This is a genomic window from Vibrio sp. H11 (assembly GCF_004804295.1).
Classification (GTDB): Bacteria; Pseudomonadota; Gammaproteobacteria; order Enterobacterales; family Vibrionaceae; genus Vibrio; species Vibrio ostreae.
Window position 1 is genome coordinate 39,674 of sequence record NZ_SSHN01000014.1, and the last position, 22,011, is coordinate 61,684.

Genomic DNA, 22,011 nt, shown 5'->3' on the forward strand with positions numbered 1-22,011 from the left:
CCTGCCTTGACGTGGAAATGGATATAGTAAAACGTTTTTATCAATGCTTAGTTTTTTTGACTATCACTGTCATTACAATCTTAGTCGTTGATTATATTACTTATCATATTCAGAAAGACGAACAACTGAGATTTAATCGACTTGCCTATGAAGAAGCGGTGCAAGTCGCCGAGCAAATTATCGCGGTATTGAATACAGCGCAGACTTTGCCACAGCCTAAATGTGACTCAGAGACCTTAAATTCTCTCAGAGTACTCACTCACCATAACAGTAAAATTTATGACCTCGGCCTTATCGAAGGCGATACCGTGCTGTGCTCTGCAAACTGGGGCAAACTGGGTCCGATTAAAATTGCTTCCAATAATGAAACTGCATTTTCAAGCTTTGTGTTTTACTCACAAGTCAGTCATCTGTTTCCGACCGATCAAACCTATAGCCTGGTACAAAAAGGTCGGTTTTTCTCTGTCGATGAACCCAATCTCTATGCATCTTTGATAAGACAGCAACCTCATTTCTGGTTTCAAATAAGCACCCATGATGGCCAGCACGTGTTTTATCGTTATCAACCAAACAAATCAAAGAAACTATTATTCCCGCCATTAGAAATACATACGAAGTTATGTCATGATGATTACAATTTCTGTGTCTATATTGATAATTACGCTGCAGGGTTAGCGCATTATCCTCCTGGCATATTTTTTGTTTTATTATTCATCGCAGGGTTGTTTGGTCTTATTGCCACCTATGCCTGGTTCAGTTTTTTTCAAAAGCGTAATTCTCTGGAAAGCCGCTTTCGTAAAGCATTAAAAGAGAAAAGCTTAACTATGGAGTACCAACCAGTAATCGCGGTGAATGACCGCCACATTATTGGTGTTGAAAGCTTGGTACGCTGGCATGACAGCAAGTTTGGCCGAGTATCTCCTGAAGTATTTATTGCTATTGCAGAAAAGCTGCATCTTTATCCGAAGTTATCTTATTTTATCGCCGAACACTCGGTTACAGAAATGGCGCCGATATTACAGAGGTATCCAACCTTTGCATTGGGCATAAATATTGATACCTATGAAATACAGGATCAGAAATACCTGCCTTACCTGTTTGAACTGGTTCAATGCTACAACATTAATCCGGATCAGATCAAAATCGAGATCACCGAGCGCATTTCTCTGCCACTAACTGAACTGTCGGATTTTTCCCAACGGGCAAAATCGTTCGGTTTTAATGTGGTGCTGGATGATTTCGGCACCGGTGTCGCCAACCTGGTGTGGCTGACCGAGCTCGATTTTGACTTTATCAAAGTAGACCGGATTTTTGTGAATGCATTGAATTACGATGTGAAACGCAAGATGGTTGGGCCGATAATGGAACTGCTCACCAGTTTAAACCGACCAGTGATATTTGAAGGGGTTGAAACCCAGCGCGAACACGACATCATCAAGCAAAACTGCCATTGGGGCTATATTCAGGGTTGGTACTTTTACCGTTCAATGCCGAAACCCGAACTGGACCAACTGCTGGCTAAGCAAGCGTTAACGCCCGGGATTCACAATGGCCCACTGACACCAAATCTGGCACAACTAAAAGTAATTTAATAACCGACGATCTTTTCGCTCACTTTAAGTCATCTAACTTTACCGCCCTACCTGGGTGCTCTTGGCTATGCTTAAAACAACACAAAAACGCAACCGAGGCACTGATGAAAAAGCCATTACAAGTGGTAGTAACCGGAGGCCCTGGCGGCGGTAAAACCACCGCTCTGGATCTGTTTCGACGCGAACTGGGAAAGCAGATCGTTGTGGTCCCCGAAGCGGCAACGCTGCTGTTTTCAGGCGGCGTAACCCGCTGTAATAACGAGCAGGCGATAAAAATGGTGCAGAAAACCATTTTTCAGCTGCAGAGAAACCTGGAAGATATTCATAAACTGCAGTATCCGGACCGTTTATTAGTCTGTGATCGTGGCTCTCTCGATGGCCTCGCCTATTGGCCCAATTCGGAAAGTGACTTCTTCAAGCAGGTTAACTCCACTTTCGAGAAAGAGATCGCCCGCTACGACGCCGTGATCTTTTTTGAGTCAGCCGCGGCTTCGGGTAAAGACATCAGCAGCAATAATCCAACCCGTAATGAATCTCTGGCTCAGGCGGCCAAGTTGGATAAAAAGTTACAGCGTATCTGGTCACGCCATCCACACTTTTATTTTGTCGGCAGCTCCGAATCCTTTGTCAGAAAAATCATGTTCGGCATTATGACGCTGGAGAATGTGATTAATCGCTACCCTGCGCCTTAAGCGGGTTCAAGCGGATTTGTGGCAAAGCATGTTAGAACGACATCCTATATAATTCGTGACTTCACTTTCCTTAACAACTGCGGATCATCATTATGTGTCAAACGGTGCCAACCCATCTCGGTCAATATTTTCAGCTCGCCTGCGATACCACCATCGAAGGTTTGAGAAAAGGCACCGGCGGCCCATTTGGCGCCACATTAGTACGCAACGGTGAAGTCATTTGTGCGGTCGGCAATACGGTGTTGGAACAAACCGATATTTCCGGCCATGCCGAAATGGTCGCAGTGCGACAGGGGTGTAAAAAACTCGACACCCTGGATCTGTCCGATTGTGTGATGTACGCCACCTGTGAGCCGTGCCCGATGTGTGTCGCGGTGATGATGTGGGCCGGTATCAAAACCTGTTATTACGCGTCGTCACACCGTGATGCGGCCGCGCATGGCTTTTCCGACCAACACCTGCGTGATTACCTTGATGGCTCGGACAAATCGGCCTTCGACATGATTCATGTCACTCAGGGAAGAGAAGACTGTCAGGCCATCTGGGATGAGTTCACCCGGCTGAGTGCTAAACCATAAGGTGTTAACACGAGCGAATTTATACCGAGCCTGCGTTGTCACTGATGACCGTGGTCGCAAATAAATGGATGTCGATGTCCTTGCTCCAATAGCCCGGCGGCCAGCCACCTTTGGCTTTTAACGCGGCCACGAACTGATCGGGCTCGGGCAAGACTTGCCATACCGAGGGCAGGAAGACGGCGCGATGACGCTGATCTTCAAGCAATAAGCCATCGATGGCTGGCCTGAGCCGCTGCAACAATTCAACCTCACCCAGATTTTCGACGGGAGTGAACGTAGACAATACTGAAACCTCAACGCTTAATCCCGCCTTGTCTTGCACTGTCAGCGGCGCAAAGCGCGCGTCTTTAAATCCACTGGCGTAAGCATTGTGACAGACGTTTTTCCATAACGCTTCATCGGCCGACAACGAACCAATACAGCCGCGCAGTTGCCCGTTGTGATGCAGAGTAACAAAGCTGGCGGCAGGTTGGCTCAGGGTTTCACTTTGCGGCGCATTCGGCAGTTGAAAGCCCCGACCAGCGAGCGCCTGTTCCAACACCTGCCACACCAAATCGAGCAATGCCCGGCGCTCGTCATCGCTGAGCTTAATACAAGACAAAACTGGCATAGCCCACCACTTCCTCATCAGCCTTGACAGCGCGATGCTTGCGTTTTGCCATCACCTCACCTGAGTTGGTCTGAGCCAGACACTCAATCTGCCAGGCCTGATCTCGGGCCAATTCCAGTAAGCCGTTAATGGCATAGCAGCCACAAGCCTGGTGAGAATGAATATCCGTACTCAGGGCAGACACCCGCTCAACCGTATCGGCGTCAATACGCTGCGCCTCCTGATAAGGATGATAATGACTCAGGTCACTGCTCACCACGATCAACGTCTGGTCTCCTAACGATGATAACGTCAGTATTTGTTTCAGCTTAGTCGGCTCACTCGGACCGACCACCAACGGCAAGACAGTAAAGTTGGCAAGGCAATGCTGCAAAAACGGCAGTTGCACTTCCAGTGCATGCTCCCAATGATGAGCGCGCTCAGATTGAATCACCAATTGCCGCTGCAATAACATATCAACACCTGCCTTATCAATCTTTACCTCACCTAAAGGCGTGATAAACACATCACTGTCAGGTACAGCTGCGCCCTGCAAGGCGACATGATGACTGGGGCCGAGCAACACAACATGAGTGATCACCGAACGAAACGGTGCCAGACACTGATACGCCTGTGCGGCCACCTCACCGGAATAAAAGTAGCCGGCGTGAGGAACAATCAGCGCCTTAGGCTGATTGTATTGCCGATGTCCAGAGGCAGGTTCATGGCCCAGATAGAGCGTCATTTGACGTCTCAGTTCATTCGGGGTGCTCGGATAAAACTTTCCGGCCACGGCGGCGTCACGATACTTCATTAGCTTTGTGCCCACATCCCATCAACTATACTTTCAGTGTAGGTCATGATGCAGCAGACAGAAGGTATCGGTTATGCAAGGTTCTCCACCCGACTATTTCCCGACCCGTTACTGGCATAAACTGGCCGATGGCCGGGTATGCTGCGATGTCTGCCCGCGCCAATGCACCCTGCGTGAGGGCAAACGCGGCGCCTGCTTTGTGCGTATTCATCACCAGGGCGAGATCGTTCTGACCAGTTACGGCCGTTCATCCGGCTTCTGTATTGATCCGATTGAAAAGAAACCGCTCAACCATTTTTATCCCGGATCCAGCGTACTGAGCTTTGGGACGGCCGGTTGTAACCTCAGCTGTCAGTTTTGCCAGAACTGGGATATCAGTAAATCGCGCCAACAGGACACCTTATGCGACACCGCGATGCCCGAGGAGCTGGCGCAAACCGCGCTCAAATACGGCTGTAAAAGTCTGGCGTTTACTTATAACGATCCTGTGGTGTTTTTGGAGTATGCCATGGATACTGCGCTCGCCGCGCACGAACTCGGACTGAAAAGCGTGGCAGTCAGTGCCGGATATATCTGTGACCAGCCAAGAGAAGCCTTTTACCGCTGTATGGACGCCGCTAACATTGATTTAAAAGGCTTCAGTGAACATTTCTACCACAAGATCTGCCATGGCCACCTGCAACCGGTGCTCGATACACTGCTTTATCTGAAACAAGAAACGGATGTGTGGCTGGAAATCACCACCTTACTGATCCCGGATGAAAACGACAGCGATCAGGAACTGCATGCGATGTGTCAGTGGATTAGCGATCATCTCGGCCCGGATGTGCCCTTGCATTTCAGCGCCTTTCATCCTGACTTTAAAATGCGCGATAAGCCAAGAACACCGCTCGATACCTTGCTGCACGCCCGCGCTATCGCCCTTGCTCACGGCCTGCACTTTGTCTATTGCGGCAACGTGCATGATCCGGCCTCGGATGCCACCTATTGCCCGGCGTGCCATCAACCGGTGATTGAACGTGACTGGTATCAGCTTGGTGATTATGCCCTGGACGACACCGGGCACTGCCTTCATTGCGGATATTCGCTGCCCGGCCGTTTTGCCGGGCCACGCGAAAATTTCGGACCGCGCCGTATCCCGGTCGCGATCCATCGTTAGCATGGTATAACCCGAAAGCGTGGCATAACCCGATCCGCCGTCAGGCGGGCTTGATGTTCTGGTTCATACGGAACAAATTATCCGGGTCATATTTTTTCTTGATCGCCTGCAGCCGCTTGAAAGTAGGCCCGTAAGCGGATTCGGTGCGGTCCGCTTCATCCTGAGTGAGGAAATTAATGTAGGCCCCGCCACTGGCAAACGGTTTGCTTTTTCTGAAAAATTCACGCGCCCACTCGATACAGGCTTCATCATCTTCTTTCACATCCCAGCGACCGTGAACATTGAGTACATAATTAGCATCACGGCTGGAATATGCCATCGCATCCGGCGCGGGACGTCCGGTGGCACAGCCCAGTGAGGCAATAAATATTTCGCACTGTGGCGATGGCAGGCTGGCCGCATACTCAAGCGCGCAATCAATCGCACCTTCACTCAGCTCAGTAAAGTTATGTGATTTCCAATAATTGCGGGCCCCGGGCGTCAACAAGGGATCAAACGCCTGTTGCCAGTCACAGAATGGCTGCACGCCGATATGTTCGCCATGCGGGTCACCAAACTGACGTAACGGCGCAATCAGTTTTTCGCCTTCCGCCGGATCGCCGACGTAACACATCGCCAGAGCGATAATTTCCTTACCATGCACATCTTCGGACAGAAACGGCAATGGCGGTGCTTTACGGGCGACCATCCACACGCTCAGTTCATCCGGCGCGGTTTGGGTAAAGCTGGCAAACTGCGTCAGAATCGATTTGGCCTGCGCAAAAGGGAACACCATCAAGCCGCTCAGTACCTCCGGCCCCACCGGATGCAATTTGAATTCAAACTGGGTCACGATGCCAAAGTTACCGCCACCACCACGCAGCCCCCAAAACAGGTCGCTGTTTTCTGTTTCACTGGCGAGGATCTGACGCCCGTCCGCAGTCACCACGTGAGCACTGACCAAACTATCGATGGTCATACCATACTTGCGGCTCAGCCAGCCGAATCCGCCGCCCAGGGTTAAACCGGCAATCCCGGTAGTGGAATTGATGCCGACCGGCAGTGCCAGCCCATGTTTCTGGGTCGCCCCGTCCACATCAGCCAGGGTGCAGCCCGGACCGACTCTCGCCAGGCGAGCATCAGGATCAACCTCGACCTGATTTAATAGCGACAGATCAATCATCAGACCTTCATCGCACACAGCATTACCCGCAATATTGTGGCCGCCACCGCGCACCGACAATAACAGTTGGTGCTCGCGGGCCAGGTTAACCGCCAACACCACATCGTCCGCACACGTGCAGCGAGCGATGATACCGGGTTTACGGTCGATCATGGCATTCCAGATTTGACGAACGTCTTCATAGGCGGGATCGGTCGGCAAAAGAACTTCACCACCAAATTGATTTTTAAAAGCCTCAATTTCTGAGTTTTGTAAGTTTTTCATACGATTTACCTCTCATGTTTTCCATGAGTCATCGCAACAGTGAAACCAAGCTAATTCGAACTGCGTCCAGCGTACTATTTATCAGACTTAGAGTTAGCGTACCTGTGTCGTGCTTAATCGCGACAGCGCCCGAAATGATGCAGGCACTTTATGAGTTAAAAGCCTAGCAGAAAGAAACCTCTTTATTTGAGTGGATAAAAAAATTAGCCCCCATAGATAATTCAGAACAAATAAAAATCATAGCTTTATAACAACAATATAAAATGATAAAAATATTAATTAATCGATAAAACCCATTCACACAGCCAAGCCGTGTTGACCTTTCAATCAGAACTCTCTATAACTACGCGTTTCGAGCTGGATGCAAAATTCTCATCCGCATCAAGGAAGATGGTGTAATTCCGTCACTGTACCCGCAACTGTAAATAGCCAGCCAATTGAGCGTTATTCATTTTTAGCAGCCGCTTGTTCTAAACAGTCACTTTGCTTTTGAAAATGCGTTCCTGGTTACAAGTCAGATACTTGAAGCTCAAATTTTACCAAGCAACACCGGGCGGGAAGACCTGGTACTGGTTTATGATTGGCTTCGCCCATAATGTCAGTAGTCAGTTTTCTTTGCCTTAAGGTTTATTCTCCTTGAGGTAACAATGCGTTTTCTATTTGTGTTATTTTTCGGGTTGTTCACGGCTCAGGCCGTAGCGTCCCCCACTCTGTTTCTGCTGGTGTCACAGCGTAATGCTGAGACGATTGCCCAGGCAGCGCAGCAATTTTCCTCCGCGCACGATAACCCGATTATCGCCCGCTCAGATACTCAATGGCTGGAAATGTCCCCGGACGACAGACAGCGGATCCTTAAACAAGCCGATGCTATGGTCGGTATTGGTCTGTTTGGTGCATCCGTCAGTGAAGTCGCCAGTGATCTCCAACGCCACTCGCCATCGCAGGTGATGATTTTCAGCAGCGATCACCGTCTGATCCAGCTCAGCCACAGTGAGCGGGCGCGTCCGTTTGCGAATAGCGATGAAGTGACCGAAATAGCCGCCACACGTCCGGGGGATGATCTGTCACACTGGCTGAAGCGCTTAAAACAGCAATATCCCAAACAGCGCGACTGGCTCGACGCGCGCGCCTACTGGCAGGCCGGCGGAGTCGATAATACAGTGGAGCTGATGCGCTGGATGAGTCATCAGGTCGACGGAAACATCACCCTTCACCCGCCGCAACCGCAGCCACGCCTGCAATGGTGGTATCAGGGTCAGTATGTAGAAACGCTGCCGGAGCTGAGTCCGGACAAAGCCGTGGTCACGCTTATCGATCACTCAGGCTCTGACCGTCCGGGCGATCGTCTGGTCTTTCAGAATCTGTGTGACACTATCAGCCGTTACGATGACGTGCATTGTCTGGTCGCTCTGGCCAGTTGGGGCGCGCCCAGCCTTGAAGCAGTGCAAAGCCTGAAAACGCTCAGCGCGCCGCTGGCCGCGATTGTGATGTTACAAGACTTCGTTATCGGTGGCGGTGAAGGACGTGAGCAGGCAACCCGGGTATTATCTGAACTGAATGTACCGGTGCTCAAAGCCCTCAAGCTGCGTGACCGCACTGAGCAGGAATGGCTTAACTCGTCCGACGGCCTCGCCTCAGATAAAGTCTACTACCAGGTTTCCATGCCGGAAATTCAGGGAGTCAGCCAGCCGATCGTGGTCGCAACGGCGGGCGATATTCAGGATGACGTCATCAGCGGCATTCGAATTCAACCGATCAGCAGCGCGCAGGATGGTATTGATCTCATCAGTCAACGGATCCATCGCTGGCATCAGTTGCAGGTTAAACAGAATCGCGATAAGAAGATCGCGATCATCTACTATAACCATCCCCCAGGTCGCCACAATATCGGTGCCGATAACCTCGATGTTCCGGCCAGTTTGTGGCAAATCCTGCAATCGTTACAAACCCAGGGTTACGATGTCGGCACCCTGCCAGAGAGCCAGGAAGCGCTGCTGGACCAGATTCAGCAACGCGGGGTCAATTTACCCAATGACCGAGCGGCACTGGATGCGATGAGCAGCAATATTTTATCCATGACCGCTGAGCAGTATCAGCCTTACTTCGCTTCTCTGCCGGGTGAGGTTCAGCAAGAGATCATCTACGGTCCGATGGGACGCCTGCATGCCCAGCTCAAATTTAACCTTGAGCACAAACAGACCGACTTTGCGCGTCAGCTACTTAACTCAACGATTGAAGAGATGTTCCATCTGATTGAAGGGGTGAATCATCCGGGCCGCGCCCGCGCTCTGGCGCTGCTCAATCAACTGCGGGATACCTATCAGCAGGAGCTGGAGTCTTACTCAGAACAAGGCTGGCAACAGGCACAAACTATTATTAATGCGTTAGGTAAAATCGGCATCGAAGCGTTAGGTGGCTGGGGCCAAGCACCGGGCTACGTGATGGTGCATGACGGCCAAATGCTGCTGCCGGGCCTGCAATTTGGCAACATCTTTATCGGACCGCAGCCGCCGCGTGGCTGGGAAGTGAACGAAGAGCTGTTGCATGCTAACCTGGCTTTCCCGCCGCCGCACCAGTATCTGGCCTTTTACCACTACCTGCGCGATATTTTTCAAGCCGATGCCATGGTGCATCTTGGCCGCCACTCGACCTATGAATTTCTGCCGCATCGCTCAGTCGGTCTGGCCGGAGACGACTACTCGCGCCTTATCGCGGCCGATATTCCCGGCGTCTACCCGTATATCGTGGATGGAGTGGGTGAAGGCATCCAGGCCAAACGCCGCGGCCTGGCTGTGATGGTCGATCATCTGACGCCGCCACTGGAAAGTACGCCATTATATGATGAACTGCTGCAGCTGCGTCAGCTGATCGAAAGCTACGAGGCCAACCGCGATAACCAGAACCAATCCCTGCCGAAAACCCTGATTAAACGCATTCGCGATAAAGTCGACACACTGGATCTGCGCGATGAACTGGCGCAGTCGATGTCAGCCGAACTGGCGGTGATGGGCATCAGTTTTGAGGAAGTAGACGATGCGATGCTGGTGCATGAAATCGGCCACTACCTCACCAGCCTGCAGGAGAAGTTCATGCCTTACGGTTTACATATCTTTGGTAAGCCGTGGCAAGACAACGCGATTGAAATGATGCTGGCCTCAATGTCATCTAAAGATGGTCAGCCGCATCAGGAGTGGCGCGATAATCTGACCGACTCGCCAAAACAGGAGATGATCAGCCTGCTGGCCGGTCTCAATGGCCAGTTTATTCAACCGGGGAAAGGTAACGACCCTATCCGCAGTCCGGAAAGTCTGCCGACCGGACGTAACTTCTACGCTCTGGATAACAGCCTGATCCCAAGTAAAGTCGCCTGGCAGATTGGCCAGAGCATGGCGCAGGATGCTCGCCGGTCAAACCCGTTTCAGGCTGACAAGCGTGAAGCTCAGGTGTTGTGGGCATCCGACGTGGTGCGCGACGAAGGGGTAATGGTGGCCTTTGCGCTCGATATGCTGGGATTTGAACCGGTATGGAACAGCCGTGGCCTTGTCACCGGTCTGCGCTCACAAGCGCTGCAGCCAGGACGACATCGCCGTGACATGGTGTTTACCACCTCCGGCTTGTTCCGCGATCTGTATGCCAAGCAGCTGCACCTGTTAGATCAGGCTGTGCTTCTCGCTCTGGACGCCTCGGCCGATGAGATCATTGCCAAGTACCCGGCGCTGACGGAAGCACTCAACAGCGCTTTATCACCGCTTGGTAAGCTGCAACGCGGCGGCAGCGAATCACTGCAAGTCAACCAGGTTGCCGCTCATTGGGTGGAAGATACCCGCGCGCAAATCAGCCAGGGGATTACGGCCAAACAAGCGGCCAAACTCAGCACGCTGCGTATTTTTGGCGATGCGCCGGGCAGTTATGGTGCCGGAGTCAACCGTCTGGTCGAACGTTCCGGAGCCTGGCAGCAACGTGAAGAGCTGGCGGATGTGTACCTGCGCCGTCTCGGCCACGCCTACACCTCTGATTCATACGGTCTGCCGGCACAAGAGACGTTTAAGCACGTGCTGTCCAATGTGCAAAATACCTATTTTGGCCGCTCCAGTAACCTCTACGGTTTGATTGATAACAACGATGCGTTTGACTACCTCGGTGGTCTGAGCCTGGCGGTTGAAAGCCTGTCCGGGCAGGCACCGAATAACTTTGTGCTCAACCACGCCGACCCTGAAAATATCATCACTCAACCGCTTAGTCTGGCATTACGCCAGGAGTTACGTGGCCGATTCCTTAATCCGGAGTGGCTGCAAGGGCTGATGAAACATGGCTACGCGGGCGCACGGACCATGGGTTCTGAGTTTCTTGAATACCTGTGGGGCTGGCAGGTGACCAACCCGTCTCTGGTCGGAAATTGGGCCTGGGAAGAAGTGAAAGATGTCTATCTCGATGACCGCTATGACATCGGCATCGATGAGTTTCTCAAGCAAGGTCACAACGTCCAGGTACGTACCAACATGCTGGCGATTATGCTGGTCGCGATTAACAAAGGCTTCTGGGATGCATCGCCGCAAACCATTCGTGACATCGCGACCGACTTTGCCCAGTCAGTCGCTGAGCACGGTTTACCGGGCAGCGGACACACCAAGCCCGATCATCCGATGATGCCGTGGCTGGAACAATACCTGCAGCCCAAAGACTGGCAGGCACTTAAATCTGTCCTCGACCAGGCATTACAACCTGAACAGAAACAGCAGGAACAACACTCAATTAAAGAGCTGACCATCAGCCAGGACAATCAGCCCAATGAGGCGCCAACCGCTCCTCAGCAATCCGGCGACGCCGAGCAGCAAGAAAGCCAGGGCGAAACCGAGATTCCGGACTGGTACTGGCTGATTGGGCTACTGGCCGTACTGACTCTGGTGGTTGCCTGGAGACGCAACCGTCACATTACACTGAAAATGAAAGGAAAAATGTCATGATTCATGGTCTGACAATCGGCATACTTCATCATGTTGTCGAATGGTTACTGTACCCGGTGTTGCTCGCGCTTGGCATCGCTTTACTGGCGGTGATCTGGGAGATCGGCACCTTCATCAGTGAGGGGTTAGGCAGCCTGCGTCATCTCTCCCCGGCCAATATCGGACTGTTTGCTGACTACGCGGAAAAACGCCTCGAGCGGGTGGATCTGCTGTCACGTACCGGCCCGATTCTTGGCCTGATGGGCACCCTGATCCCACTGGGGCCGGGACTGGCGGCGCTGTCAAACGGTGACCTTTCTCAACTCGCCACCGCGATGATGGTGGCGTTTGATACCACAGTACTTGGCCTCGGCATTGGTCTGGTCGGCTACACGCTCGGTCGGGTCAGACGCCGCTGGTATGAGCAAACCTTCCAGCAACTGGAATCGGGCCTGGCAATCGCGGAGGCGCTCCATGAACCAGCCTAAGCATCATCCGCGTCCGTGGGAGCGCAGGCGTTTTGCCGAACAGGATGTCGACCCGTTATCCGGCTTTGCCAACCTGATGGATGTGATGCTGGTATTTGCCCTCGGACTGATGGTCGCACTTATCAGCCAGAGCCAGTCGCTGCAGCAGCATTTTGGTCTGGAAACCGTATCGGTAACCACCAGCGAAGAACTGATTGACATGCCGGAAAGTATGCAGGGTAGCGGCACGGATCAAAACGGGATGGAATCGGTCGGCAAAGTCTACCGCGACGCCCGCACCGGTAAGCTGATCTTAATCGGCAATTAACGGCGACGATCAATCGGCATCAGCCTTAGGAAGACATCAAGAACAGGGGCAGGATGTTATGTCATGCTGCCCCTGTTCTAAGTCCTGTTTTGGCGACCACATCCCAGCCGAGGCGTGGTCGCCCAACTAATATCCATAACTATTAAGAGGTTAAAGTTTTTTATTAATTAGCTGACCTAATAATACCATTCAGATAAAACCACTAATTATCATTGTCCATTCGTTTATAATCCCAGTAAATTCAATAACTATCATAATTATTTATTGCAATGATGTTGGGCACGTTTCAAACCAAAGTCAGTCAGGTAAAGGCTATCATTAATGGTCAGCTGGTTTTTAAATCAGAAATCAATACCTTAACGATTGCCGGACAAGATTATATCCTGGGTGAAAATGAAAGCCGGTTACTACACTTTTTTATCCTTAATCCACATCGCAGTATCAGTCGCGATGAGCTGTATGATTACGTCTGGAAAGCAAGAGGCTTTGAGGTCGATGATTCCAGCCTGACCCAGGCGGTATCGACGCTGCGTAAGAACCTGCGTGATTCCGCCAGAAGTCCGAAATGTATCCGCACCGAACCTAAAATAGGTTATCGATTTATCGCGGACGTAACTATTGTCGAACCTGATGTACGTTCACTGGCAGAGGATGACGCCGGTCAGCCGTTGTCAGAGGTCGTTGCGCCGCAGATGAGCGCTCAGCCACGGGTCACAAAACCTGCGCTACAAAATAACAGCGGCGCCACTCCGCCTGCACCCGAATGCCAGATAACGCCGGGCACAGCAGAGGCGGCCACAATCGCCGCTAATAACAAAGTTACCCGTCTGTTTTTTCTGTCACTGATTACCTTGCTGTTGCTGATCTCGACGCTGATTTCGATGAACGTCAATAACTCGCGCTATGTGCTGTTTTACCTGCTCGATCTGCTGCAATAACTGGTAAGCACAAGCAGACTCAGCAACGAGAACTGGCAACTTCAATCTTAGCCATTACCGCTTCAAGACGAGCCAAATCAGCAGCTGCCCTGAGCATCAACTTAATCAGAATAACGCAATTTTAAATGGTCTTCGCTGCCTTGATTAGATAGGATAATCATCATGAGTTAATAAGAAATACTAATAAATGATTCGCGAAAACTTTAATGATCTCTACGCCTTTGTCATTGTGGCGCAGGAAAGAAGCTTTACCAAGGCGGCAGCTAAGCTCGGTGTGACTCAGTCAGCCTTAAGCCAGACCATTCGTTCACTGGAAGAACGCCTCAATATTCGTTTACTGGCCCGCACCACGCGCAGCGTATCGCCGACCGCAGCGGGTGAAAAACTGATGGGCTCCTTAGAGCAGCATTTCAGCGACATTTCTTCTCATGTGTCTGAGTTATCTATTTTCAAAGATACGCCGGTCGGTAACATTCGCCTCACCTGTGGCGAACACGCATTCGACAGCGTAATTTACGCTAAACTGGCTAAATTTATTGCCCAGTACCCAGACATTCATGTCGAAGTACACATGGACAACACCTTGACTAATATCGTCGATCAACGTTTTGATGCCGGTGTCCGATTGGGTGACATGGTTGAAAAAGATATGATCGCAATACCAGTCGGCCCGCCGATGCGTGTGGCCGTGGTCGGCTCGCCCGATTACTTCACCCGTTTTGATAAACCGACACAGCCGAAAGATCTGCTCGAACATTCCTGCCTCAATCTGCGCCTGCCGACATCCGGCGGTAATCTGATCTGGGAATTTGACCATAACGGACAAACGATCAACATCCGTCCCAAAGGTCAGCTGACGTTCAATACTTATATGCCAATTGTCCGCTCAGCCCTATCCGGACTTGGCCTGGCATACTTAACCGAAGACATCGTCGATGAATACGTCGAACGCGGTGAACTGGTCAAAGTGCTGCAAGAGTGGTGCGATCCGTTTCCCGGCTACTACCTCTATTACCCGAGCCGTAAACAACCGTTGCATGCCTTCAAGCTGTTGATTGAGGCATTGCGCCACGACTAAACAGTGCTCGAAACAATGAAAAAAGGCCCTTAATTCGCTGTGAATTAAGGGCCTTTTTATTCGCTCAAACAATTTTAATTTGGTTTAAGACTCGGCTTTCGTTGACGCTTGGCCGTCATCATCATGTAGAACAGCGGAGTAAACAGCAGGCCAAACAAGGTTACACCAATCATACCAGAGAACACGGCAATGCCCATCACGTGGCGCATCTCAGCGCCGGCGCCTGTTGCGGTAATCAACGGCACAACACCCGCGGTAAAGGCAATCGACGTCATCAGGATTGGACGCAGACGCAGACGACATGCTGCCAGAATCGCGTCCAGACGGGAGCTGCCACTCATTTGCGTATCCCGGGCAAACTCCACCATCAGGATGGAGTTCTTACACGCCAGTGCCACCAATACAATCAGGGCAATACCGGTGAAGATGTTGTTATCACCGCCAGTCAGCCACACTCCGGTCAGGGCCGACAAAATCGTCATCGGCACAATCAGAATAATTGACAACGGCAGACGCAGGCTCTCGTACTGAGCAGCCAGAATCATGTACACCAGCAGTACCACCAGCGGGAAAACATACACCATGGTGTTACCAGCCAGGATTTGCTGATACGTCACTTCCGTCCACTCGAATGTCATGCCATCTTCCAGCTCACTGTTGAGCACACGTTCAATCGCCGCCTGAGCCTGATCCGAACTGTAACCCGGTGCCGGACTACCATTCAGCTCAGCGCTCGGAAAGCCGTTGTAGTGCATGACACGATCCGGGCCCGTCGTTGCTGTCACGCGCAGAACAGAGCCCAGTGGCACCATATCACCGTTAGCGTTACGCACTTTCAGGCGCAGAATCTGTTGTGGATCGACACGATAGCGCGCGTCCGCTTGTGCATTCACCTGATAAGTTTTACCCAGCATGTTGAAGTCATTCACATACATAGAGCCCAGGTAAACCTGCAGCGTATCAAACACTTCGTCCAGAGGGATGCCTTGAATCAGTGCCTGTTCACGGTCGACATCGATATCCATCTGTGGCACCTGAATACGGAAACTGGAGAACAGACCGACCAGTTCAGGCTGTTGCTGCGCTTTAGTAATCACACGTTGCAGGTTATCAAACAGTGCCTCAAAACCCAGGTTGCCGCGGTCTTCAATTTGCAGTTTGAAGCCACCGGTACTGCCCAGACCAAGAATCGGCGGTGGCGGGAATACGGCCACAAAGGCTTCATCAATTGCTGAATATTGCTGGTTGAGAGATGCCACGATCGCATTGGCGGACTTATCTGCACTTTCTCGCCGGTCAAAATCGTCCAGCATCACAAACACAATACCGCTGTTGGTACTGTTGGTGAAACCATTCACAGACAGACCAGGGAACGATAACGTATCGGCAACTCCCGGCGTCTTCAGCGCCATCTGCTCCATACGTGCAACCACGGCCTGTGAACGATCCAGACTGGACGCATCCGGCAATTGAGCCACCGCAACCAGGTACTGCTTATCCTGCATCGGGATAAAGCCGCCCGGAACAGAATCAAACAGTTTCGCTGTAGTCAAAAGCAGTCCTAGGTAGATAATCCCGATCACCGCACCCAAACGGATAATACGTTTTACGCCTTGTTCGTATTTATTGGCACCCGCGTCAAACAAGCGGTTAAACGGCTTGAACAACCAACGGCCAAACAGACGATCCATACCGCGCGTCAGAAGATCCGGCTTATCGTGATGACCTTTCAGCAACAGGGCTGACAGCGCCGGAGAAAGAGTCAGTGAGTTGAAAGCCGAGATCACAGTTGAAACGGTAATCGTCAGCGCGAACTGCTTATAGAACTGTCCACTCAGACCCTGAATAAATGCGGTCGGAATAAATACCGCACACAGCACCAGCGCAATCGCAATAATGGGGCCGGTTACCTCCTCCATCGCTTTTTTGGTCGCTTCAAGCGGATTCAGGCCAAGCCCGATATTACGCTCAACGTTTTCCACCACCACGATGGCGTCATCGACCACGATACCGATAGCCAGTACCAGACCAAACAGCGACAGGGTGTTAATCGAAACCCCGAGCCAGTTCATCACTGCAAAAGTACCAATCAGAGAAACCGGCACCGCGATCAGAGGAATAATAGACGCACGCCAGGTTTGCAGGAACAGGATCACCACCAGCACCACCAGCACAATCGCTTCCACCAGTGTATGCACTACCCCTTCAATCGAACCACGTACAAAAACGGTCGGATCATAAGCGATACGGTACTGGACACCGCTCGGAAACGCTTTTTCCATCTCATCCATGGTCGCACGAACCTGATTAGACAGCTCAATCGCGTTCGAGCCGGGACGCTGAAAAATACCCAGACCGACCGCTGATTTACCGTTCAGCATCGCGCGCAGCGCATAGCTGTCTTCACCCAGTTCAACCCGGGCCACATCTTTCAGACGAGTAATCGCCCCACTGTCATCGACACGGACCACAATGTTTTCAAACTCTTCCGGTGACTGCAGACGACCTTTGACATTGAGCAGATACTGGAACTGATTATCCAGCGGCACAGGTTGCGCGCCCAGTGTACCGGCTGCCACTTGACGGTTTTGCTGCTGCACAGCATGCACCACATCCATCGCTGTCATCTGACGCGAAGCGAGCTGATCCGGGTTAAGCCACAGACGCATTGAGTATTCGCCGGCGCCAAACATTTGCACCTGTCCGACACCTGGCAGACGCAGCAGGTTATCCTGTACGTTCAGGCTGGCATAGTTCGACAGATAATTGGCCGGACGCGAGCCGTCTTCTGAGATAAGGTGAACCACCATCACCAGGTTTGGTGACGATTTCTCAGCAATGACACCCAGTCGCTGCACTTCTTGCGGCAGACGAGGCAGAGCACTGCTGACCCGGTTTTGTACCGCAACCTGCGCTTTATCCAGATCAGTGCCGAGAGAAAACGTAATGGTCAGCGTCATGGTGCCGTCAGAAGTTGCCTGGGATGACATGTACAACATGTTTTCCAGACCGTTCATTTCATCTTCTAGCGGCCCGGATACCGTTTCACCGATCACCTTAGGGTTAGCGCCCGGATAACTGGCGGTCACCACTACAGTTGGCGGAACCACCTCCGGGTATTCACTGATTGGCAGGTTAAACAGTGATATCGCACCGCCTACCAGGATCAGCAGGGACAGCATGGCCGCAAAAATCGGCCGCTGTATAAAAAAGTGACTAAATTTCATCCGCAATAACCTACTTACTGTACTTGCTTGGCCACAACCTGTTCGAGTTGTGAATCGATATCGACCACTTGAGGCGTGACTGGCATACCTGGCTGGACTTTAGCCGGACCGTTCAGTACCACCAGTTCGTCAGGCTTAAGGCCCTTGGTCACGATACGCAGCGAACCAACACGATCACCCAGTTCCACCTGGCGGTACTCAATCACACCATCACTGTTGACCACATAAACAAAACGGTTAGCAAGGTCAGTACCGATGGATTTATCCGGCACCATCAGTTTCAGTGCATCAGCCTGAGTATCGTTCAAACGGATACGAACGAACGAGCCAGGACGCAGCGCTTGTTCAGCGTTGTCAAAACGGGCACGAATGCGCAGCGTACCGGTCGCGCTGTTGACCTGGTTGTCGATAAAGTCAACCACACCAGGATAGCTATGACTGATATCACCATTCAGCACCGCGTCAACCGGGGTATGACTGTCGGCAGTTACATTGGCAAAATGCGCGTTCCAGGTACGCTCATCCACATCGAAATACGCTTGCAGTACATCGGTTGAGACCAGCGACGTCAGGATGGTGCTACCCGCCTGAACATAGTTACCCTCGGTAACATAGGCACTGGAAATTCGCCCGCTGATCGGTGCTTTGATCTGGGTGTAGCTCAGATTTAACTTCGCGGTTTCCAGCTGCGCTTTTACCGACGAGAGTTCAGCCTGACGCTGGGTTGCCAAATACATGCGCTGCTCTGCCTGTTCAATTGGCATCGCTTTGGTTGAGCTGAGGCGTTTAGCACGCTCCGCTTCTGACTGAGCCTGAGTCAGTGCAACACGTGCCGCCTGGTATTCAGATTCCAGGCGCTGCATTTCAGCCAGAAATGGTTTGTCGTCGATTTGGAACAACAGGTCGCCGGCTTGCACGCTACTGCCTTCTGTGAATACGACTTTATCCATCACGCCATTAACGCGAGGACGGAGCTCAACGTTCTGCGGGGTTTCCAGACGTGTGGTGTACAGAAATGGTTGCTGATAAGAAATCTGGTGTACTGCCACAACATCTGTTGCCATCGGTGCAACGGCCTGAGCACTGTTACCGGGTGAAGATTCACCGGGTGAAGAGTCCGCCTGTGCGTAACAACCAGCCAACATCGCCGCGATTAACGCGGTTGAGACCAGACGATAGGACATATGAGTATTCTCCGATTTTGAGCTGCACTTTGAGTGTTATCTGACACAGTTCTCACTATGTCTTGTAGGACGGAGCACTATACCGACTTCACACTTTTTTATTAGTCCTCTATTTGTGATTAACTTTATTAGAAAAACTTATTAATAAACCTCAATTATTGAGCAAAATTACACCAAATCGCTAAAATAATAATCAAGCTGCTGACTTAACAGTATTTTTCCTCGTTTTACGTGCGGGAAATACCGTTATCGAAAGGGAATTTACTTGGGCGGACAACCCCAACATAGAGCACTCAATACCAATCTGAGGGTTGCAGCAGGCCAAACGAAGTAAGCCAGGTCTGAAAACAAAAAAGCCACTCAAATGAGTGGCTTAAAAAATATTAACCGCAGATTACTGGACGCTGTCCAGCCATTTATCCGACTTAAACCATTTGTCGTAAATACGCTGATAGGTGCCGTCACCTTTAATTTGCTGCAGGTAGTTGTTGAGGAAGTTAAGGAAATCCGGATCGCCCTTACGCACCGCCCAGCCCAGCGGCTCAAAAGTAAATGACTCATCTAAGTGAATCACTTTACCCTTATGCTGCGCTTCATACAGCGCGTTGTAAGGCAGATCGTACACAAATGCGTCCGCTTTACCGTTCGCGACTTGCAGCGCGGCATCAGCCGAGGTGTCATACAGATCAATCTTAGCCGCTGACAGATACTTTTTGGCCGCTTCTGCGCCAGTCGTCCCCAACTGAGTCGATACTGTGTATTTGCCGTTGTTTAAATCACGGTAAGAATTGACTTTACCTGCCAGCTCAGGCGCGATAAGCACCGTTTGTCCAACCTGAGTATAAGGGTTAGCAAAGTTGACACTCAGGTTACGCTCCGCGGTAATGGTCATCCCACCGATAAAATCACATTTACCCGTTTTCAGCGCAGGCACAATCCCGTCCCACGCGGTATTGACCGGCACAAACTTCACATTCATTGAACGAGCCATATGCTTGGCCAGATCAAGATCAAAGCCAACATAACGACCATTCTTGTCTGTCATTTCAAACGGGATATAACCCGATTCAAAACAAAACTTCAGTTCGCCTGATTTTAAAATGCCTTCCAACGCCGGCTCAGTCGCCATCGCATTGGCAGAAGAAAAAAGAGTAACAATCGTCACCGCTGACGCCAGTGCGCCGCGAACTCCCTGCTTAATAAATTGTAACTTCATCAATATACATCCACGTCTTTGTTATTTTAAGTGATCTACAGTAGCAACGGCTGCCAACTGTAAGAAATAGGGATAATGAAGAGTTATACACATTTATCAAAGGATAATTCTTCATAACATATTCCAACCATTGAAAAATGGTGATTATTTAGCCGCAGTTTAGTCACTTCATCTAGCAGGCGAGCCGTCATTCAGAATAAGCAGACTTGTTAAAGACATCTCTGACACTAACAAGAATGAGTGCCGGACTGAATCATCGCGAATAGACGCTCACCAGACTACTCTTGAATCTGCGCCGCGATTCGCTCGCACAGGAGCTTCAGAGCCTGTTTGCGTGGCTGATCGAGCTCAAATGACGCATTTAAGCGAATGCAGTGATTGTACTCATCGGTCAGGGCGAACATTTTGCCCGGCGCGATACTAACATTGTCACGGAGCAGCGCCTGATAGATAACCATCGCATCGATGTGTTTGGGCAGCTCCAGCCACAGAAAATACCCACCGCCCTGGTTGAGCACTTTTACCCCATCCGGCAATAGCGAGCTCAGCAGTTGCGCCATTTTCGCTTTGCGATCATGCAGCTTTTTGCGCAGTTGCCTGAGGTGCGATTCATAATTTCGGCTGGTCAGGTAATACACCAGCGTTCTCTGGATTGGCGCACTGGTTGCGAGCGTACTCATCAGCTGCAGCTTTTGAATCTCAACAGCACGCTTGCCGGCTGCGACCCAGCCGATACGCAGCCCAGCCACCAGCGATTTAGAAAATGATGAGCACAGCATGGTGTTACCGCTGTTATCGAACGTGCGCATCGCGGGAAGCGGCTCATTGCCATGATACAACTCGCTGTATACATCATCTTCAATCAATGCAACCTGATAACGCTGCAGCCGCTCAACAATACGCTGCTTTTTATCATTGCTCAGGGTGAAACCGAGCGGATTCTGATGATTCGACATCAGCCAGCACGCTTTCACATCATGCGATTGGAGTGCTCTTTCCAGCGAGTCCAGGTCAATACCGGTTTGCGGGTCTGTGCGGACCGACAACGCTTTCAAACCGAGGCGTTGCAGTGACTGCAGCGCGCCGTAAAAGGTTGGCGACTCCACCACCACCCAGTCGCCGGGCCGGGTGCAGGCCTGCAAACTGAGATTAAGCGCTTCCAGCGCGCCGGCGGTGATAACAATTTCATCCGGCGCCACGGCAATCCCTTTGGCCGCATAGCGCTTAGCAATCAGCGTTCGCAGCTCTTGATTACCCGGCGGCAGATTATCAAAAGAGTTGGACACCGGCATACTGCGCGCCGCCGCAGCCAAAGCGCGGGTGACGTGGTAACGCGGATATAAACCAGGATCAGGGTAGGCAAAACCAAAATTAACCATGTGCGGATTTTTACCCGCCTGCAGCACATCAAAGATAAACTCGTTGATATCGACCTGTTCAGTACCAGACACCGCGGCAGGCACGGGATGAAGCTCACTGGTCACCAAACGCGGCGCGACTTTATAGCCGGAACGCGCCTGAGAAATGAGCCAACCCTGCGATTCAAGTAACTGGTAAGCGTGCAACACCGTCATCAGGCTCAGACCACTGTGCTCAGCCTGCTTACGTAGTGACGGCAGCTTGTCCCCCGCCCGCCACACACCCGATTGGATCTGCCGTTTTAACTGCTCTACTAAATCCTGATACTTCGCCAATGCTGCCACCTGTTTACGCTAACTGGTAAAAACAATAACACAACAACTTTAAAACTGTTATACCTTAATCGCTCCGTTCTGTATCT

Annotated in this window: 16 protein-coding genes and 1 riboswitch; of the genes, 9 read left to right on the forward strand and 7 right to left on the reverse strand. The window is 51.2% G+C overall.

Annotated features, from left to right (window positions below; genetic code table 11):
- Window positions 1-17 precede the first annotated feature (17 nt).
- The 3 genes from E6C74_RS17785 to E6C74_RS17795 all read left to right on the forward strand — a co-directional run bounded on the left by E6C74_RS17785 (window position 18) and on the right by E6C74_RS17795 (window position 2,862).
- Window positions 18-1,592: an EAL domain-containing protein gene (locus E6C74_RS17785; RefSeq protein ID WP_136487394.1), complete on the forward strand. Its 1,575-nt coding sequence runs from the start codon at window positions 18-20 to the stop codon at window positions 1,590-1,592.
- Window positions 1,593-1,696: 104 nt separating this feature from the next.
- Window positions 1,697-2,284, forward strand: a complete 588-nt coding sequence (locus E6C74_RS17790) for an AAA family ATPase (protein WP_136487395.1) — start codon at window positions 1,697-1,699, stop codon at window positions 2,282-2,284.
- 92 nt (window positions 2,285-2,376) lie between these two features.
- Complete coding sequence (locus E6C74_RS17795; RefSeq protein ID WP_136487396.1) at window positions 2,377-2,862, forward strand: nucleoside deaminase; 486 nt, start codon at window positions 2,377-2,379, stop codon at window positions 2,860-2,862.
- 19 nt (window positions 2,863-2,881) lie between these two features.
- On the opposite strand, the gene amrA is transcribed toward E6C74_RS17795, so the two are convergent.
- Window positions 2,882-3,472 carry an AmmeMemoRadiSam system protein A gene (gene amrA / locus E6C74_RS17800; RefSeq protein ID WP_136487397.1) on the reverse strand — a complete coding sequence of 197 codons (591 nt, stop codon included), beginning with the start codon at window positions 3,470-3,472 and terminating at the stop codon, window positions 2,882-2,884.
- Window positions 3,450-4,265: an AmmeMemoRadiSam system protein B gene (gene amrB / locus E6C74_RS17805; RefSeq protein WP_136487398.1), complete on the reverse strand. Its 816-nt coding sequence runs from the start codon at window positions 4,263-4,265 to the stop codon at window positions 3,450-3,452. The genes amrA and amrB overlap by 23 nt, the downstream gene beginning before the upstream one ends.
- Before the next feature lie 73 nt (window positions 4,266-4,338).
- On the opposite strand from amrB, the gene amrS reads away from it, so the two are divergent.
- Window positions 4,339-5,424: an AmmeMemoRadiSam system radical SAM enzyme gene (amrS, locus tag E6C74_RS17810; RefSeq protein WP_136487399.1), complete on the forward strand. Its 1,086-nt coding sequence runs from the start codon at window positions 4,339-4,341 to the stop codon at window positions 5,422-5,424.
- A 40-nt stretch (window positions 5,425-5,464) separates the two neighbouring features.
- On the opposite strand, the gene E6C74_RS17815 is transcribed toward amrS, so the two are convergent.
- Entirely contained in the window at window positions 5,465-6,850 is a 1,386-nt protein-coding gene (locus E6C74_RS17815) for an FAD-binding oxidoreductase (protein WP_136487400.1), read from the reverse strand.
- 337 nt (window positions 6,851-7,187) lie between these two features.
- Window positions 7,188-7,398: riboswitch (cobalamin riboswitch) on the forward strand.
- Window positions 7,399-7,497: 99 nt separating this feature from the next.
- Between E6C74_RS17815 and E6C74_RS17820 the strand changes: the two genes are divergently transcribed.
- From E6C74_RS17820 to E6C74_RS17840, 5 genes are all read left to right on the forward strand, one after another.
- Entirely contained in the window at window positions 7,498-11,814 is a 4,317-nt protein-coding gene (locus E6C74_RS17820) for a cobaltochelatase subunit CobN (protein WP_136487401.1), read from the forward strand.
- The gene (locus E6C74_RS17825) at window positions 11,811-12,281 is read left to right on the forward strand and encodes a MotA/TolQ/ExbB proton channel family protein (RefSeq protein ID WP_136487402.1); all 471 of its coding nucleotides are present in this window, start codon (window positions 11,811-11,813) and stop codon (window positions 12,279-12,281) included. Before E6C74_RS17820 ends, E6C74_RS17825 begins: the two co-directional genes overlap by 4 nt.
- The gene (locus tag E6C74_RS17830) at window positions 12,268-12,588 is read left to right on the forward strand and encodes a DUF2149 domain-containing protein (protein WP_136487403.1); all 321 of its coding nucleotides are present in this window, start codon (window positions 12,268-12,270) and stop codon (window positions 12,586-12,588) included. The genes E6C74_RS17825 and E6C74_RS17830 overlap by 14 nt, the downstream gene beginning before the upstream one ends.
- Window positions 12,589-12,857: 269 nt before the next feature.
- The gene (locus E6C74_RS17835) at window positions 12,858-13,526 is read left to right on the forward strand and encodes a transcriptional regulator (RefSeq protein WP_136487404.1); all 669 of its coding nucleotides are present in this window, start codon (window positions 12,858-12,860) and stop codon (window positions 13,524-13,526) included.
- 187 nt (window positions 13,527-13,713) lie between these two features.
- The gene (locus tag E6C74_RS17840) at window positions 13,714-14,604 is read left to right on the forward strand and encodes a LysR family transcriptional regulator (protein ID WP_136487405.1); all 891 of its coding nucleotides are present in this window, start codon (window positions 13,714-13,716) and stop codon (window positions 14,602-14,604) included.
- Window positions 14,605-14,678: 74 nt separating this feature from the next.
- On the opposite strand, the gene E6C74_RS17845 is transcribed toward E6C74_RS17840, so the two are convergent.
- From E6C74_RS17845 to E6C74_RS17860, 4 genes are all read right to left on the reverse strand, one after another.
- On the reverse strand, window positions 14,679-17,831 hold the full coding sequence (locus E6C74_RS17845) for a multidrug efflux RND transporter permease subunit (RefSeq protein ID WP_136487406.1): 3,153 nt from the start codon (window positions 17,829-17,831) through the stop codon (window positions 14,679-14,681).
- Window positions 17,832-17,845: 14 nt separating this feature from the next.
- Window positions 17,846-19,015 (reverse strand): efflux RND transporter periplasmic adaptor subunit, encoded by a 1,170-nt coding sequence (locus tag E6C74_RS17850; protein WP_136487407.1) that lies wholly within the window; start codon window positions 19,013-19,015, stop codon window positions 17,846-17,848.
- 394 nt (window positions 19,016-19,409) lie between these two features.
- Window positions 19,410-20,144, reverse strand: a complete 735-nt coding sequence (locus E6C74_RS17855) for a transporter substrate-binding domain-containing protein (RefSeq protein ID WP_240798216.1) — start codon at window positions 20,142-20,144, stop codon at window positions 19,410-19,412.
- A gap of 365 nt (window positions 20,145-20,509) precedes the next feature.
- Complete coding sequence (locus tag E6C74_RS17860) at window positions 20,510-21,925, reverse strand: PLP-dependent aminotransferase family protein (protein ID WP_136487409.1); 1,416 nt, start codon at window positions 21,923-21,925, stop codon at window positions 20,510-20,512.
- Between the last annotated feature and the right edge of the window lie 86 nt (window positions 21,926-22,011).

Excerpts from the sequence above, each read along its gene's own strand:
- E6C74_RS17785 (WP_136487394.1), top strand. The coding sequence starts at position 18 with ATGGATATAGTAAAACGTTTTTATCAATGCTTAGTTTTTTTGACTATC.
- E6C74_RS17790 (WP_136487395.1), top strand. The coding sequence starts at position 1,697 with ATGAAAAAGCCATTACAAGTGGTAGTAACCGGAGGCCCTGGCGGCGGT.
- E6C74_RS17795 (WP_136487396.1), top strand. The coding sequence starts at position 2,377 with ATGTGTCAAACGGTGCCAACCCATCTCGGTCAATATTTTCAGCTCGCC.
- amrA (WP_136487397.1), bottom strand. The coding sequence starts at position 3,472 with ATGCCAGTTTTGTCTTGTATTAAGCTCAGCGATGACGAGCGCCGGGCA.
- amrB (WP_136487398.1), bottom strand. The coding sequence starts at position 4,265 with ATGAAGTATCGTGACGCCGCCGTGGCCGGAAAGTTTTATCCGAGCACC.
- amrS (WP_136487399.1), top strand. The coding sequence starts at position 4,339 with ATGCAAGGTTCTCCACCCGACTATTTCCCGACCCGTTACTGGCATAAA.
- E6C74_RS17815 (WP_136487400.1), bottom strand. The coding sequence starts at position 6,850 with ATGAAAAACTTACAAAACTCAGAAATTGAGGCTTTTAAAAATCAATTT.
- E6C74_RS17820 (WP_136487401.1), top strand. The coding sequence starts at position 7,498 with ATGCGTTTTCTATTTGTGTTATTTTTCGGGTTGTTCACGGCTCAGGCC.
- E6C74_RS17825 (WP_136487402.1), top strand. The coding sequence starts at position 11,811 with ATGATTCATGGTCTGACAATCGGCATACTTCATCATGTTGTCGAATGG.
- E6C74_RS17830 (WP_136487403.1), top strand. The coding sequence starts at position 12,268 with ATGAACCAGCCTAAGCATCATCCGCGTCCGTGGGAGCGCAGGCGTTTT.
- E6C74_RS17835 (WP_136487404.1), top strand. The coding sequence starts at position 12,858 with ATGATGTTGGGCACGTTTCAAACCAAAGTCAGTCAGGTAAAGGCTATC.
- E6C74_RS17840 (WP_136487405.1), top strand. The coding sequence starts at position 13,714 with ATGATTCGCGAAAACTTTAATGATCTCTACGCCTTTGTCATTGTGGCG.
- E6C74_RS17845 (WP_136487406.1), bottom strand. The coding sequence starts at position 17,831 with ATGAAATTTAGTCACTTTTTTATACAGCGGCCGATTTTTGCGGCCATG.
- E6C74_RS17850 (WP_136487407.1), bottom strand. The coding sequence starts at position 19,015 with ATGTCCTATCGTCTGGTCTCAACCGCGTTAATCGCGGCGATGTTGGCT.
- E6C74_RS17855 (WP_240798216.1), bottom strand. The coding sequence starts at position 20,144 with ATGGCGACTGAGCCGGCGTTGGAAGGCATTTTAAAATCAGGCGAACTG.